Raw genomic sequence first — 15,039 nt, forward strand, 5'->3', positions numbered from 1 at the left:
TGATGATGAACCGCTTCATCAAAATTGCGATGTTGCAATTTATCGTCATTTTCTGATACTGATTTTGGTGTAGCTGGTTTAGCACTAGACTTCAAAACTTGTGAACGTGCTTCACGTCTCTTTTCAGTCAGTTTTTCACTGCTTTCGTCATCTAATGCTCGACCACGGTTAAATGACCTATCAGGCTCATGAGAACCGTTATCATAACTAGCGTTATTGTCGTGATTTTTAATGAGATAAGGTGTACGTGTATAAGTTGGCAATTCATCATCATTACCATAACCACGCCTATCAGTGTAATCTTCATCAAAGTTATCAGGATCAATATTTTCTTCATTAGCATCTCTTTGACGTTGACGTTCTGCTTCGTCAGCCAAACGTTCTGCACGTTCTTGTCTGCGTTGTTCTTCTAATTCACGCATTTCTTGCTCATCAGGTGCATTGCCACGTCTATTGTCCGAACTTTCATGCTCATCATTTGACTTGTCTTCCGATTTGTCTTTAGCATGACGACCACTAAAACCTTTGACATTTTCTAGCCCATGCTTAGTTGAGTTGACCATTTCACTACCAGCTAACATTGCACGTTGTCCTGCCTGTGTGAGTTGAATTTTATTCAAAGCCTGATTTGCCATTAATGAGCCAGTAACTGTTTGCACTAGGAATGATTTATTTTTCCAAAGCAAAACCATTAGGACAATATAGACAATTGAATTGAGTAGCGCACTGGCACTATTTGTAACTGGTACAATCGTATCTGTGACTGTACCAACCCATGAAACAAACATGATGCCAAACAGCAGTCCGATTTTTGCAAATAGCAAACCTAACGCACTTAAACCTGTCTTTAAAGCACTGTTTGAAAAGCGTGGTAGAAGAGAAAGTAAAACTGTAAATGGAGACAAATAGTAAAGTAAAATAGCCCCTAACTGAAGTATCAAATTAAATACACCAATCATCAGCAATGGTATTCCATAAGCTAGTGACATAATTGGTGCCATAAGACCGACAGATGCTTGATACCATTCTTCCCCACCATCTTTTGAAAGATAATCATTTGATTTCGCTAGGGCATCAATCACATCACTATCAGCTTTACCACCAATTAAACGGTACGAGCCGTCTTTTTCGCTGGCATCTAAATTGGTTGTTCCAAAGTTCACCAATGTATAGGGACGAATAACTGCTTTTTCAAAGTAAGCTTTTCTGATTGCACTCTCAAATTTATCGCCACTATTAGTAAATCGTCCGTTAATATTAGACGTTTCAGTAAACATCGCAGTTTGAGCAGTGGACGTGAATTGATTAACTTTCGTCAAGACTGTACCACCAGCACTTATCCAAGCACTACCAATAATAGCAACTAACAGAACTGATAAAATAGCTTTCAGACCAGCGCCACTTTTAACACTTTGAATAAACACCCAGACAAGACCTAAACCAAAAGCAGTATACAGTAGTTGCTTAAAAACTTCGCCAGCCCATGTTTGTTTGGTAAACTGTTGGACGTTTGAGAAAATATCATTGACCCCTTGCGTGATATTGGTTAAATCAAACATCTTCGATAAAGCCGTATCAAACAACGGATAGATGATATATAAATTAAGTGACATAAACAAACTCGCTAGAAGATGCGCTGAACTTAAGCCCAAATCTGTTAATGAACCAGATTGATAATAAACTGTGAAGTTTTTTGAAATATTTTTGTTTATCCAATCAATGTCGTTATATCTTAGTTTGTCTTTAATTGCTTTTTCGGTATGTGTAGGTTGTGTTGTCCCCTCATCAACTGCCTTTCCGTCTGCTTTATCCTTTGCCAGTGCCTCCTTATCCGACTCACGTTTGGCTTCTTTTATTTCTTTGGAATCGAACGTTAAAGCATAAACATGTTGTGGCGCAATCATAAAGCTACTAACAACAAGTGAACTAAACATTGATCCAATTACGATCAGTAATAAAATTGATTTTTTCATTAATTTTCCTTTCTTCTGTACGTTAAAAGCACTTACATAAACGTAAGTTTCTCGCTTGTTTAATTTGATACATGAGTGATAGATTGTGTGATAGAATAAATGAAATAAAATTCGATGTATGGAGTCCCGATGAAATCTTTAGAAGTGTTAGAAATAATAGCAAACCAGAACAATCTTTTAATATCTGAAGTTCATGAAGAAAAACAAAACAGTGATTATGAGGGACTGATTCTGTCATTGGGCGACCATAGCATACGCAGTCGCTTAGCAAAAAAAACACCAACAAAAAGTGGATATTTTGTGGTGGCATGGGAAAAAAATGAATATAATCAAAATAAACCTTTTGATGACGAAAACAGTCCGGATTTATTGATGACTAGCATTATAGATCAAGCGAAAGCTGGCCTATTCATCTTTCCAAAATCTATTTTAATAAAACACAAAATTCTAAATAGTGGCAATATTAAGGGAAAAATGGCGTTTAGGGTATATCCGAGTTGGGAAAATAATCTAAATAATACAGCTGTCAAAACACAATCCTGGCAAGCTCCTTACTTTGTCGATTTATCTCAAAGAGTAGATAGTCAAAAAATTAGTTTACTTTTGAATCAAAGATAAAACTTATTCTCAACTGTATTGTCCGAGTGACATATTTTTTTTGAAAACGTTTTGTTATTTGTGGATTGATCTAATAATTTCGATTCTTAGGTTGAACAAAAAACATTTACAAGTTTTGTAAATGTTTGTCTTAAACTTATTTAGTTATTTTTTCCCATGTATAGACTAACCATGACGGTTGGTAATTTGTGTCATAATTCACGCCACTATTGACAATTTGATTATTTTTTAAATCATATACAACAGCAGTTGTCGCTTCACTATCAGAATGTCCGTTTTTAAACAAATTTTCAACCAACAAGTTTTTATCTTTGTTGTAGTAGACTTCGACCTTTGCCATGTTGCCACCATCTTCAGACGTATCCATCATGTAAGATATGTCTGCACCGGTACTTTTTTTCAAAGCCTTATCTAAAGTAGCCCTATCAATCAAGTTGGTGTTACTATAATTAATTTTGTAATCTTTACCGGCAACATATTTTTTGGTACTTGATGATGATTTTTCTGAACTACTTGATGTTTTAACAACGGTCGATGTTTCTGTTTTACTTGTAATATGCTTATGTGTCATCGCATATACCATGTATGCCCCAAAAAGAATAACTAAAAAACCAATAATGAGAATTGGCAAAGTTAATATTTTTGACTTAACAGGCTTTTCATCTTTTACTTCGTCAAGTAACTTTTCTTTATTTGGCTTTTTTGGCATTGTTATTTCTCTCACATCTCGATTTGTTATGTCCATTTTAACACACCACCTTTCTCATTGTCTTTTTCAACTATTTTACGCATCTGCTGGTGCTGCCCCAACTTGTCCTATCGTTTGATTGACAATGCCTTAATAAAAGCATGTTTGCACATGCTCTTTAAAATTTTTTACTTACAGTATCATGTACTGCTTTGAATTACTATTAACACGCTTTCCCTGATACAATTGATTTTTCCGAAACCAAAACTGCCAAACATAAGTCACTAAATATCTGATCGTTGTTTCAAATGGTAAGTTATCTTTTTTTAGCATTCGGTCTAAGTAGTAAACAGCTACTTCACTGACTATGATGAACCCAAACCCTAAACTAATATACTGCATGTGAAACCAACCTAAGACATAACTAATGAATGCTGTGATGATTAACCTGATTGAAAACAAGTATAGAAACCTTGTGTCAACCATAATCGGTAAACGCATACCCTTACCAATCTTACTAAACTTCGCTGAATTGATATAAACTCGTCGATAATTAAACATCTTAACCACCAATACCCTTAACCCAATTTAGCAAAGCATTCAAAATACCACTAAACGCCTGTAAACTATTTTGCGGTCCATTGACGAAGAAATACACTAATGCACCAATAAAAATTGACATCCACATATCTTTAGATTCATTTTTGCCATAGTGCATCAACGCACGTCCACCAGCAATAACAACCGTACCAACTAACAATAAAGGTTTAATTGAATTATAAAAGTCCAATCTGATACCCCCTTTCTAAGCTTGTAAAAACTTCGTGACAAAGTATGTAGAATTTTGTTTTTTTAATTCTAAATAAATTGTCTGAACCTGTGTAATATCTGAACCATGTACTTTAACTGTAATTTTAGTCGTGACAATTGGCTTATCTGATGAGCCAGTTACCTTAATATCGCTATCATCAAGACTAACCCAATCTACTGCATTATCCAAGCCCACAGGGTTATTCATGAACAATGACATTTCTTTAGTTGAACTAGAAACATATTTTTGCACGAATTGTTTGGTAAATTTTTGCACTTTTGCCGTGACCGCTTCATCATTGATTGTTTTACCAGTCTTATCAAATCTAGCTTTACCCACTTGACCAACACTATCAATCTCATTAGCCACATAAGGTAAACCAATCACAGTCAATTTATCATTATCTTGTGTATAAGGCACATTAACGGTCATAGCGTTCTGCTTACCGTCATTATCAATTGTGAGATTATATTGTGCCGTTTTGATACTATCCACAGTAAAAATACCGTTCAATTTAGCTCGTATCAGCTTCATATCTTCGGTATTGGTCGATGATGATAAAGTGACATTCTTAGCAAAATAAGGCGTAACCTTATCTAACCAAGCATCAGGCTTACTTTTATCAAATGTATAGTAAGCCGTCACAAAATTTGCCAAGTATTGCCCCACGATTGGGTTATAACTGGTTGTCCCAGCACTAGCTTTATCAAGTCTGGTCGTAAGATTAGTAATGTTATGCCTTAATTCACGGTTTTTAATCGCTACACCATTGGCTAAAACTAAAACATAGGCAAAATAAAGCACTAAGATAATCAATAGACCGACAACAATTTTACGTACTTTGCTCAAATTATAAACATGTGCTTTAGGAATTTTTACTGCTTTATCTTTTTGTTTCTTTTCATACTCAAAATTTACTTTGAGTTTTGGGAGACCACGCATTTCACACCCCCTTTCATAAATTCAATTAATTTTTTCAATAAAAAAAACATGTTTCCATGTTTCAAAAAATTACAACGTTATCAAATTAAGATCAAATTGTTTTAATTGATCAGAATGGTGAGAAGTCATAATGACAATTTTATGTTCATTGATGACGAGATCATTAATCATACTCAAGATAACAGGCGCATTGGTTTCATCTACGCCACTTGTTGGTTCATCAAAAATGTAAACCTCTTTATCTAATAAACACTGACCGTAGGTTAAAACAATTTGTCGCTCACCACCAGATAATTGTCCCATTTTAGTGTCCCAAATCGGATCCAATAAATTTTTCCTCACCGTTTGCGCATTTTCATACATTTTTGTTTTTGGCTTGTTGGTCAGTTTGCTATAAAATTCAACGGTCTGTGCAACAGTCAAAGTCGGAAAAAAATGAACTTGTTGTAATTGATAGGCGATTTTTTTGTATGAAGGAATTCCTACTTTTTCACCAACAGCTCCTTTGGGTTCTACTCCAGCTACAAAGTCTAATAACGTACTTTTCCCAGCTCCATTAGCACCCATAACAATATTCATTTTACTTTCTGAAAACGACACATTTAAATTAGTCGAAAGCTGACGATTACCAAACGTTACAGAATAATTTTTAATTTCCATGGCTTTGCTCCTTACACTCTATCTGCAATCGCATTTACAGAGAATTTGGAGATAGAATAAATGCCGATGATTGCATAGCAAACACTGACAATGACCAGTTGAAGCCAAATTCCAGCACTAACTACCCCAATATTAAACATCATGTTTTGTATTTGTATTGACATTTCAGTCACAAAACTCAACGGATTAAACAGATTAAACAGACCAGTAAATGAATAAGATGTTGGCACTGAAATGATAAAAAATAATCCAAATAATATTATGCCAAGAAGTATGTTAACGGACTCAATCTTAATTCTGAATATCAATAAAATACTACCTACTAGCGTCACTGGTAAGGCTGATAACAGTGCAACAGCTACTCCTGCCAAAAGCAACTTAAAACTGACTTGATGTATGATTATCATCACCACAACATTAAATACACTAATCTCTAAACAAATTATGGCTAATTGAACGAGAAATATTGCAGTAACAACTTTTATTTTAGACCCTACCACAAACAACATTTGTTTATAAAACCCTTGTTCTCGTTGAACAATTAAGGACACAACAACATTGTTGAGTATAGTCACAAATATGATGTAAGCCCAAAAATTTCCAACTGCTTCAGCTGTGTTAGTATTAAAATGATTTGTGGCAGAAGAGAGATTTACATTCTTATAAATAAAGTAAATAATCGGAAGTAACAAATTATACACAAAAGCAAACTTATTACTCATTATATTAATCATATAGACTTTACATAAAGCCATTATATCTCTCATCATGTTCTCCTCAATATGTCATAACATAGTTATTATATACTATCTGGAAATATTTAGGTAGTTTAGTCTGGAATGAATCTATTTTTATGTTTAATAATGAAATTTTTTAACTAAATTGATCGGCATTTTTTTGTTTCTTTGTGACTCAAAATGCACTTTGAGTTTTGGGAGACCATGAATGTTTCACCCCCTTCCTTTGTTGTGCTATACTAATAAATTGTCAGGTAGAGATTTTAATTTACATAAAATAACTATGTGTTTTCTAAATTAAAAACATTCACTCTACCTAACCAAGTCACTGGTAACAGTGGCTTATTTAAATTCAATGTCATCATGTGCTATACTAACTCTTGGTTAGGCGCATTACATAAAAGTAAGCAAAATTAAAGTTATCAATATTCAACCTAACCATTGAAGTCACTGGCAACAGTGGCTTTTTTTGTTGTCTTATAGATGCTTACGTTTATAAATCAAACCACCTAAAGCAATTAAACCAGACATTGTCAATGCCAAGATACCACTGCCACCCACTGATGACTTTTCTGTGGCATGTGTTTTGGGTAAGGCTTTGGCAACAGCATTATCCAAATTCTTTTTAGCTTGCACTACTTTTTCATTTGAAGCATCTTTACCATTATCCGTAAGTGCTTGATTATAGCCTTTCACAGCATTTGAGACATCAGCATCACTAGCGACTTGTGTAGGCACGTTGACAGCGTTACCACTGTTATCAGGTGTCACAGTTACAACATGAGACGTGTTCCCATTATTTGATGTATTAGAACCGCCATTATTATTATTATCGTTTGATGAACTTGAACCACTATCACTATCACTCGATGAAGAACTACCACCATTATCAGTATTCGTGCCATCATCATTTGATGAAGAGCCACCGCCATTATCGGTATTCGTGCCGTCATCATTTGGCACACCACCATTGTGAACTGTTGTTCCGTCATCTACTGTTGAACTGGCATCACTCGTTGTGACATCAGTGGCACTTAGTACGACTGCTTTAACAGTAGGTAATGGAACTTGCACTGACTGTACTGATTGCGCTCTACTAGTATCAGTTGTTGTGGGCACAGTATCGGCACTAACTGCTTGATGACCTAATGCTAAAGCCCCTAACATAGACCCTGCGATTAAAAGTTGTTTTTGCAACATGTTTATTGTCTCCTAACAATTTTATTGATTGGGCTTCACACCCCATTTGGTTATATGATGTGATAACGTCACTAGATCAATTCTTAAGATTAGTTTTGCTTTTTACCTTTTTTAGAGATGCCAAAAGCCAAACTAAGACTAGCTAAACCAGCCAATGCACTTAACCATGCGCCACCTTGATTTTCATTAGCATGTGTCGTTGGCAAAATACTTGCCGTCTCAACTGCTTTTGGTGTGGTTGGAGTTACCGATGTTACCGTCTTTTCAACTTTTGGTGTCTTCTTAATATTAAAGAAATGAACTGATACCTTTTGTTGAACTGGCTTATCAGCCGTTGGCATATCGGCAACAGTAATCTTGTGAACAATTGCCTTTGGCGCAACTGGTGCCGTTGGCTCTTGTTCATACGTTGGCGAAGTTGGTGTCACATTGGTGTTCTTAATTTGCCATTCCACTTGACCATGTGTGTTCCAAATCCAGTTATCATCAACTGTCAAAAATTGAATAGCTGAACTTGTCGCATTAGGTGCTAATGTGAACGTCTTGTTAACCGCTGTCGTTGTGTTGATGTTCTTGGTAAAGGTTGTATTTCCGTTATGATAAACAGAGAACAATTCCTTACCATTCAAATCATAAACATGGAAGTTAATGTTTTGGTTAACAGCCGAATTTTGATAATAGTTCGTATAAGTGTATGAATACAACTCAATTGATGAAACTGTGATTGTTTCTGAACCATCACCATTGGCAACAACTTTCCAATTGACCTTACCTTTCAAAACACCATGACCAATCACATGAACTCCGTCATTCATGTCGTGTTCTAGCGTAAATTCACCAGTCTTTTGATTAACAGTAGAAGTCATAAAGGTTTTGTATTGACCGCTTGAAGCGTCAGTTTGTGTCTTAGCACTCATACTAATTTCGGTATTAACAGCCTTTTCAAACTCTGCCACTGCCTTATCATAGGCTGCTTTTTTATCAGCATTTGCCTTATCAACGGCTGCCTTTTTGGCTTGATAATCAGCGACTTGCTTTTGATATTCAGCCGTCAACTTAGCCAAAGTTTGTGCGTCTTGATTTTGTGTTGCGACACCGTCCGCAATCGCCTTATTGTACAAATCAATGTTATAAGCCATTGCGTCTAACAAATCTTGACCCTCTAGCCCTTTCAATGACTTGTATTCTGGGGCAGTCTTTGACACTTCAACACTGACATCAATACCTGCCTGCTTAGCATGATCAACTTCTTTATCTAAATCAGCAGTTGACTTGTCAATATCAGCCTGTCCCTTTGTCGTATCGTCTTTTTGATCCGTTGTTGCCTTGTCATAAGCTTGATCATTAGCTTGTTGCTTTGCCGTAGCGTCTTTAACCGCTTGGTCTTGCTTATTCAAGTCAGATAGCACTTCATCTGTTTTTGATGAAGCGTTGTCATCATTGATTGTGACATCAGTTGTCTTACCAGTCGTCACATTAACGCCAGCCTTTGAAGCTGTATCTGCGTCATTCTTAACAGTATCTTGTGCCTTATCAACACTATCTTTTGCCTGGTCTTGTGTCACATTTGAACCAGCAGTTGTTGGCACAGTGCTTTTTTCAGCAGTTGATGAAACTGTATCAGCCTTAGCCGTATCATCAGTTTTAGTCTGATCAGTTGATGAAGCAGTCAATTGCACTTGCTTGTCATTTTTCGTGGTATTAGTCGTTGTCACTGCTTGTGCATCAGCGTTTGAAACTGTATTAGCACTTACAGTTGTGGTATTAGCAGTCACAGCAACACCAACTACTGCAACAGCCTCGGCAACCCAGAGCTTACCTGACTTGTACAACTTATATTTTTTTACATTTTCCATAATTTTCTAAATAAAAAGACTACATATTAGGTAGCCTTTGTTTCCCTTCCTTATAAAATATTTCTAACACAATCGTTTAGTTTCAAAAAAAAGCCTCCGAATGGAAACTTCTCATTTTAACAGAGTAATGTCTGTATATTCTATTCAATTACTGAAATCTTTTTTAACACTGATTTTGGTATTTTATTTTGTTTAATGGCAGTTGGACCATATACAACTCTAGTGTTCGATACTTCCGCTTCCAAAAATTCGCCTGGTTTAAATGGTGTAACATTTTCTCCTGATAGTTCAAAAGCAACCCTTTTTTTATTACCATCAGCGGTCACAAATTCAAAATGATACTGATAACTGTATGATCCTTTAATCACCTTTCCCGTGTCATCTTTTGTTTCTTCACGATTAGGAACTTTTAGGGGCACCCTAGTATATGCCTTGGACGCTGCATAGGTGTTGTCATAATAATTTCTGACCTGAATTGCTAGACCAATCACTAAACTTAATGTCAATAAACTTGCAATGATTAAACTTACTTTTTTCATTTTATTTTTACTCCTGTATTCTAAGAGATAAATATGGGCAATATATTAATAATCACAATGACTAGCATAAAAGCTATGTGAAATTTTTTGTGATTAGAAAGAATTGCTATATATTCACGAATTAATGCATTAGGCAAAAAATATTTACTTGTTTTAGAGCCTATACCATCGATATTCAAGCCAACTAAATGTGCAAAACCCGCTGCTCTAAAAACATGGTAATCATTTGTTGCAAAAATCCCTTTTTGTAAATCAAATCCATTTTCTTCAACCACTTGTTTAGAAAAAATCATATTTTGATAAGTATTCTTTGACTGATTTTCTACTAGAATATCAGATTCTGGCACCCCATGATGAATTGCATATTCTCTCATAGCTTCAGCTTCGGCCAACAATTCATCTCTCCCTTGGCCACCTGACATAATTAATTTCATAGGCATTTTATTTTTCTTGAATTGTTGATTTTTAAAGTTGGCAGCAACCATAATTCTTGAGCCGAGCAATGGTGAAACCGTATCACCGTTAATCAATCCGGACCCTAAAATAATAGCATATTCTTTATTAAACTTTGGACGAACTACTTTTGTAATCAGATAAGATGCAAGAAATGTCAAAACCCAGAAAAGTAAATAATTTTGGAAGCCGTATGAAACATTCTCCAAAAAATCAATAATTTTGTTGTTTGGAATATATCGATTCAACAAACTAAAGACAATTGGAATTAGCAGCAGTAAAACGCCAATAATTAAAGTGAGCATGTTTCCAATTGAATGACTTTCACGCCGCCAAACTATGATGCCATTCCATATAAATAAGAATGCGCTTAAAAATGTCAATAAAAAAATGGGTATGAAAATTAATACCAACGCAGCTAAATAGATATAGGTCAACACTTTGTTATTGATCTGGAGCACAATAATGGAAAGTGAGACAAAATAACTAAAAATGGTTGCAATGGTTGCCATACCACACAGAAGTCTATAACGGTTTTTCTTGATTAGAAGAAAAGTTATTGCCGACATCACAACTGATGCGGCAATAAAAAATATAGAATAACTAAAATAGTTATCAAAAATATTGCCCATAATAAATGAATCCCCTCTCTTACTTAACTTCAATTGTAGCATGAAAGAGGTTTTTACAAAAAAAGCAGAAACTATTGCTCAAAATGTCTTAAAATTTTTTTATCACAAAAGTTTAGTGAGTCTGTTTATTAGCTGTTATTGTGTGATTGATTACATGTAACTCTGTAAAGGTTCGTTGAACGATAATAAACAAAAAGGTCACAACACTAGCAATTATCATAGCGACATCTAGTGATTGACCCAAACTCATAAAGAGTAAAAATATAGGGAGCATAGACCCAACATAAACGAGCCAAACCCCAAACATAAAACTAAAATAAATCATTTTCTGTGTCATTCTAACAACTAAAAAAGACTGATTGTTGAATCAGCCTTTAACCTTTCTACTATATTGTTTAGCTATTAACCTTTTGCTTTGTCGGCTTTGTTGTAGATTTTCTGACCTGAATTAGTTGATAACTTTTGACTTATGGAAGAATAACAAGTTCTCACAAAATAAAGGACAAAAGTTTATCTTTAAATACTATTCAAAAGTATTTAAAAAATTATCAAATAGGTCATACACATATTTAGGTTGATCTATCATAACGTTGTGTCCGGCAGATGCCAGTAACGTTATATTTGATTTCTCATTACTTATAAATTTACTCAGCTGTTGCTTATACCCTGCTACATGATCGTGTCTGCCCAAAACTAATTGAATTTTTGTATTTGGTCCTAGATTTTGTAATTTTTCTTCAAATGATATGGTGTAACTATTCTCTTGAAGACGTTTTAAAAAATTGGCATCAGCCTTATTTAGACCAGGTAAAATAAGATCTTGGTACGCCGCCCATCGTGATTGGCTAATTAAGACATTCATAGACTCAAAGTCATCGTAAAATGTTTCATTTTCAGAATGGTGTACTTCGCCAATAAATTCACTTTTATGTCTTTCTACTAAGCGTAATTCTTTATCAGCAATAGCCACTGGACAAGTTAAGAATAAACCGTTAACTTGATTCTGATAATGATAAGCAATTGCTTGTGCCAAGTAGCCACCATATGAATGCCCGTATATGATAAATTCTTGTGTTCCAACTACATAATCAATAAAACTTAAAAGCTTTTTAAAAATAGCGTCAGTGGTCGCTTCAGGTGTGGGTAATGAGTTACCCATTCCTGGAAGGTCTAAATAAATACGTTTGAATTCAGCAAGGTGATTATCTTTTTCAAAAAAAATCTTAGTTGAGCTCTTATCTAAAAATAAACCATGTAAAAATATTATTGGCATACCGTTCCCAATAACTTGATATTCTATATTCTCAAATATTTTTGTTTCCATTGATTTCTTACCCGCTTTTCAATAAAATTATAATTAATAAATAGTTTATGGGTTAACCGATTAAACCGCAATCACTTTAAACGGAACTGAATTTAGTATAAGAATTCTTAACTTTTGAACGTCAAAAATAGTTCATATATAGAAAACCAAAATCGCATTCTTTAGAAACCACAACCCTCTATGAATTTTTAGATATTTTAATGTAGACATAGCGTAGTTACTTATGCTATTTTTAAATGCTCATAAAACTACTCACTTTTAAGTTTGCTAGCTTGATTAGCAGTTGTCTTATTTTGATGTGATGTTGGTTTTTCTGTTGCCTTTTCATCAAGTGCAACTAACGTATCAGCATACACCGTCCAATCAGTGGCATCATTACCAGCAAATGCAAACTTCAAACCTTGTGGTACTAACTTGTCCCCCGGCTTCAAACCAGCTTGCAAGCGTTCACTTTCTGCTGGGTCAATCAAAATACGGACAATGTTATCATCATTGCCAACATCGCCTGATTTGCTTTGTTGGATAAAGTTGAACTGATAATTTGAAATAATTGGTTCATCGTAATCATCACGGGCAACTTCGCCACGATTGTCAGTTTTATAATTAGGTGTAACCCTAAACAAAACTAAATCATGACTATCAAACGCATCAGCACTACGAACACGTCCGTGAACTGTTTTGTCTTTACCTGATACGAATACGGCATCATAATCTTCTTCTGGTAAAGTGTCTGTTGCTGTATCAGACATAGGCAACAAAGTACCTGTCTTAGTTGCAACACGAGCGCCATTTCTTTGGTTACTGCGAGCAGTACCGGCAATAATTTTTGCATCGATCAATTTTAGCGGTGTACCAAAAGCTATACTAAAATCAAAGCCAGCCTGTGGTGTGACGTTTTCAGTATTCAATGTGTTATTCACATTCAACATCGCTACTGCCACATCAGCATTAGCACCAACTAAATTACGCCCAGCAAATGTGAGCTTTCCGATACTTTTTCCTTGTAGTGATAAACTACCAAACTTATTAACCATAATGTAAATTCTCTACTTTCTTCTTTATATAAAAAAAGTCTTCACAATACATGAAGACAATCGATAACTAATACTTTTTACTGCTTTTAATATTTTTTGGTATTTTTGAATTTTTTGAAGGCCACACTTGTAAAAAAGCAGTTAAAATAATCAAGAAAGCCCCAATAATTTCAATGAAACTAAGATGCAAATGAAGTAAGGCTACAGATAGAACTGTCGCTGTTAGTGGTTCAAATGCACTTAATACACCGGTAATAGCAGGTTCAATATATTTTAAACTAAGAATATAAAACAAATAAGCTAAAATTGTTCCAAATACAATTATAAATACTAATGATAAAGCAATTTTCCAATTAAATACCGTCAATTGATGGGTGCTGATTATTGGAACAAAAGGTATACTACCTAAAAGCATTGCCCAACCTACAACAACTAGAGCACTAAAATTGCTCAACAATTTTTTTGGAATTAAAGTGTATGAAGCTTGACTAAGTCCAGCCAATAAACCCCAAAAAACTGCCGTAGGAGCTAACGATAATGTATTTAAGTGCCCTTTTGTAACTAACAGAATCGTACCAATCATGGCAATAATAATTGAAATACAATCTATTCTACGGGGAAGTCTTAATTGCTTTAATGCAATAAAAATTATAATGAAAAGTGGACCAGTGAATTGTAAAATAGTAGCTGTTGCAGCATTTCCAAACCTAATTGCCATAAAATACGTGAATTGTGACGGCAGCATGCCCAAAAATGAAAAGGCTAACAACAGCGCAATACTACTTTTACTTTTCCAAATATTTAATATAGGCTCCTTTTTAACAAAAAAAACAAATGCCAAAAGTAGAAAACCTGATGTTAATAACCTAATTCCTACTAACCATTGTGGAGATAAATTATAATTGTGAAACAGAAACTGAGCTACTGTTCCCGCAGCTCCCCAAAAGAATGAACCGATAATAGCTAACCAAATACCTACTGACCTATTTTTCAACTTTATACTCCAAATTTATGATATTACCTGATATGTTACAGTAATTCCATTAGCATATCAACGTAATCATTACCAAAATATTGTATATTTATAATAAATCAGTAATTTTATCTTTCATTATGACTGCTTCAGCAACTTCTCTCTTTCCAATGTTACTGCAGTAGCTCTTCATTGAAACTCAAACTTTGCTCAAAAACCTATATCTAATGATTTACCGATACCTAATGTGCTTAATCTAAGCTTGACTAGCTAGTTTTAACAGCAAGTTAGTTCTTCAATGTAAAGTATACAGGTGATCATTGAATTTAGATTTTTAATCTTAAGGCACGTGTTATTAAACAAAACAATTAACTAAATCTCTGTGCGTGTTTAGTTTCTCACACTTTTGTTGTTTTCACGACTCAGAATCTTTGGTGTAACATACGTGCCACAGTATGCTCACATCGCATTGGTACTGAGATTTTTTCTAACGGAGTAACAAATTACTTTGATTGAAGTAACTGTCCTAGACGTTTCTCTCTACACTCTTTTAGAGGCTCCGAGTTAGCTAATTAAGAGCCAACCATGATTGCTATATT

General features: G+C 34.7%; 15 protein-coding genes. 1 reads left to right on the plus strand and 14 read right to left on the minus strand.

Translation table 11 applies throughout. The features are described 5' to 3' along the window. Positions 1–1,973 (minus strand): CD3337/EF1877 family mobilome membrane protein (locus FF105_RS10300; RefSeq protein WP_290046843.1); only part of this gene is annotated, 1,973 nt, incomplete at its 3' end. A 129-nt stretch (positions 1,974–2,102) separates the two neighbouring features. Between FF105_RS10300 and FF105_RS10305 the strand changes: the two genes are divergently transcribed. Next, complete coding sequence (locus tag FF105_RS10305) at positions 2,103–2,591, plus strand: MepB family protein (protein ID WP_085699108.1); 489 nt, start codon at positions 2,103–2,105, stop codon at positions 2,589–2,591. A 136-nt stretch (positions 2,592–2,727) separates the two neighbouring features. Here the strand turns inward: FF105_RS10305 and FF105_RS10310 are convergent, their stop codons facing one another. The 13 genes from FF105_RS10310 to FF105_RS10370 form a co-directional block, all read right to left on the minus strand. After that, positions 2,728–3,336 (minus strand): alanyl-tRNA synthetase, encoded by a 609-nt coding sequence (locus FF105_RS10310; protein WP_085699106.1) that lies wholly within the window; start codon positions 3,334–3,336, stop codon positions 2,728–2,730. A 135-nt stretch (positions 3,337–3,471) separates the two neighbouring features. After that, the gene (locus FF105_RS10315; protein WP_290046845.1) at positions 3,472–3,840 is read right to left on the minus strand and encodes a hypothetical protein; all 369 of its coding nucleotides are present in this window, start codon (positions 3,838–3,840) and stop codon (positions 3,472–3,474) included. 1 nt (position 3,841) lies between these two features. After that, the gene (locus FF105_RS10320) at positions 3,842–4,069 is read right to left on the minus strand and encodes a TcpD family membrane protein (protein ID WP_010385861.1); all 228 of its coding nucleotides are present in this window, start codon (positions 4,067–4,069) and stop codon (positions 3,842–3,844) included. A 15-nt stretch (positions 4,070–4,084) separates the two neighbouring features. Beyond that, positions 4,085–5,032, minus strand: coding sequence for a conjugal transfer protein (locus FF105_RS10325; RefSeq protein ID WP_290046846.1), 948 nt, complete (start codon positions 5,030–5,032; stop codon positions 4,085–4,087). A gap of 69 nt (positions 5,033–5,101) precedes the next feature. Next, positions 5,102–5,692: an ATP-binding cassette domain-containing protein gene (locus tag FF105_RS10330; RefSeq protein ID WP_290046847.1), complete on the minus strand. Its 591-nt coding sequence runs from the start codon at positions 5,690–5,692 to the stop codon at positions 5,102–5,104. A gap of 11 nt (positions 5,693–5,703) precedes the next feature. After that, complete coding sequence (locus FF105_RS10335) at positions 5,704–6,459, minus strand: hypothetical protein (protein ID WP_290046848.1); 756 nt, start codon at positions 6,457–6,459, stop codon at positions 5,704–5,706. Positions 6,460–6,906: 447 nt separating this feature from the next. Further along, complete coding sequence (uasX, locus tag FF105_RS10340; RefSeq protein ID WP_200136129.1) at positions 6,907–7,629, minus strand: serine-rich aggregation substance UasX; 723 nt, start codon at positions 7,627–7,629, stop codon at positions 6,907–6,909. A gap of 89 nt (positions 7,630–7,718) precedes the next feature. Further along, a complete protein-coding gene (locus FF105_RS10345) occupies positions 7,719–9,485 on the minus strand; it encodes a KxYKxGKxW signal peptide domain-containing protein (RefSeq protein WP_200136128.1) in 1,767 nt (588 codons plus the stop codon). Between the two features lie 140 nt (positions 9,486–9,625). Next, positions 9,626–10,024, minus strand: coding sequence for a DUF1093 domain-containing protein (locus tag FF105_RS10350; RefSeq protein WP_211640672.1), 399 nt, complete (start codon positions 10,022–10,024; stop codon positions 9,626–9,628). 20 nt (positions 10,025–10,044) lie between these two features. Next, positions 10,045–11,109, minus strand: coding sequence for a YdcF family protein (locus FF105_RS10355; protein WP_200136126.1), 1,065 nt, complete (start codon positions 11,107–11,109; stop codon positions 10,045–10,047). Positions 11,110–11,632: 523 nt separating this feature from the next. After that, on the minus strand, positions 11,633–12,433 hold the full coding sequence (locus FF105_RS10360; protein WP_200136125.1) for an alpha/beta fold hydrolase: 801 nt from the start codon (positions 12,431–12,433) through the stop codon (positions 11,633–11,635). Between the two features lie 248 nt (positions 12,434–12,681). Next, on the minus strand, positions 12,682–13,467 hold the full coding sequence (locus FF105_RS10365; protein WP_211640674.1) for a hypothetical protein: 786 nt from the start codon (positions 13,465–13,467) through the stop codon (positions 12,682–12,684). 67 nt (positions 13,468–13,534) lie between these two features. After that, complete coding sequence (locus FF105_RS10370; protein WP_200136123.1) at positions 13,535–14,461, minus strand: EamA family transporter; 927 nt, start codon at positions 14,459–14,461, stop codon at positions 13,535–13,537. Positions 14,462–15,039 lie beyond the last annotated feature (578 nt).

The sequence above is a fragment of the Leuconostoc sp. UCMA20149 genome (genome assembly GCF_030400235.1).
In the GTDB taxonomy this organism is placed as follows: Bacteria; Bacillota; Bacilli; order Lactobacillales; family Lactobacillaceae; genus Leuconostoc; species Leuconostoc pseudomesenteroides.

What these genes read in the sequence shown, in the direction of transcription:
- FF105_RS10305 (WP_085699108.1), top strand. Translation starts at nt 2,103, where the DNA reads ATGAAATCTTTAGAAGTGTTAGAAATAATAGCAAACCAGAACAATCTT.
- FF105_RS10310 (WP_085699106.1), bottom strand. Translation starts at nt 3,336, where the DNA reads ATGGACATAACAAATCGAGATGTGAGAGAAATAACAATGCCAAAAAAG.
- FF105_RS10315 (WP_290046845.1), bottom strand. Translation starts at nt 3,840, where the DNA reads ATGTTTAATTATCGACGAGTTTATATCAATTCAGCGAAGTTTAGTAAG.
- FF105_RS10325 (WP_290046846.1), bottom strand. Translation starts at nt 5,032, where the DNA reads ATGCGTGGTCTCCCAAAACTCAAAGTAAATTTTGAGTATGAAAAGAAA.
- FF105_RS10330 (WP_290046847.1), bottom strand. Translation starts at nt 5,692, where the DNA reads ATGGAAATTAAAAATTATTCTGTAACGTTTGGTAATCGTCAGCTTTCG.
- FF105_RS10335 (WP_290046848.1), bottom strand. Translation starts at nt 6,459, where the DNA reads ATGAGAGATATAATGGCTTTATGTAAAGTCTATATGATTAATATAATG.
- uasX (WP_200136129.1), bottom strand. Translation starts at nt 7,629, where the DNA reads ATGTTGCAAAAACAACTTTTAATCGCAGGGTCTATGTTAGGGGCTTTA.
- FF105_RS10345 (WP_200136128.1), bottom strand. Translation starts at nt 9,485, where the DNA reads ATGGAAAATGTAAAAAAATATAAGTTGTACAAGTCAGGTAAGCTCTGG.
- FF105_RS10350 (WP_211640672.1), bottom strand. Translation starts at nt 10,024, where the DNA reads ATGAAAAAAGTAAGTTTAATCATTGCAAGTTTATTGACATTAAGTTTA.
- FF105_RS10355 (WP_200136126.1), bottom strand. Translation starts at nt 11,109, where the DNA reads ATGGGCAATATTTTTGATAACTATTTTAGTTATTCTATATTTTTTATT.
- FF105_RS10360 (WP_200136125.1), bottom strand. Translation starts at nt 12,433, where the DNA reads ATGGAAACAAAAATATTTGAGAATATAGAATATCAAGTTATTGGGAAC.
- FF105_RS10365 (WP_211640674.1), bottom strand. Translation starts at nt 13,467, where the DNA reads ATGGTTAATAAGTTTGGTAGTTTATCACTACAAGGAAAAAGTATCGGA.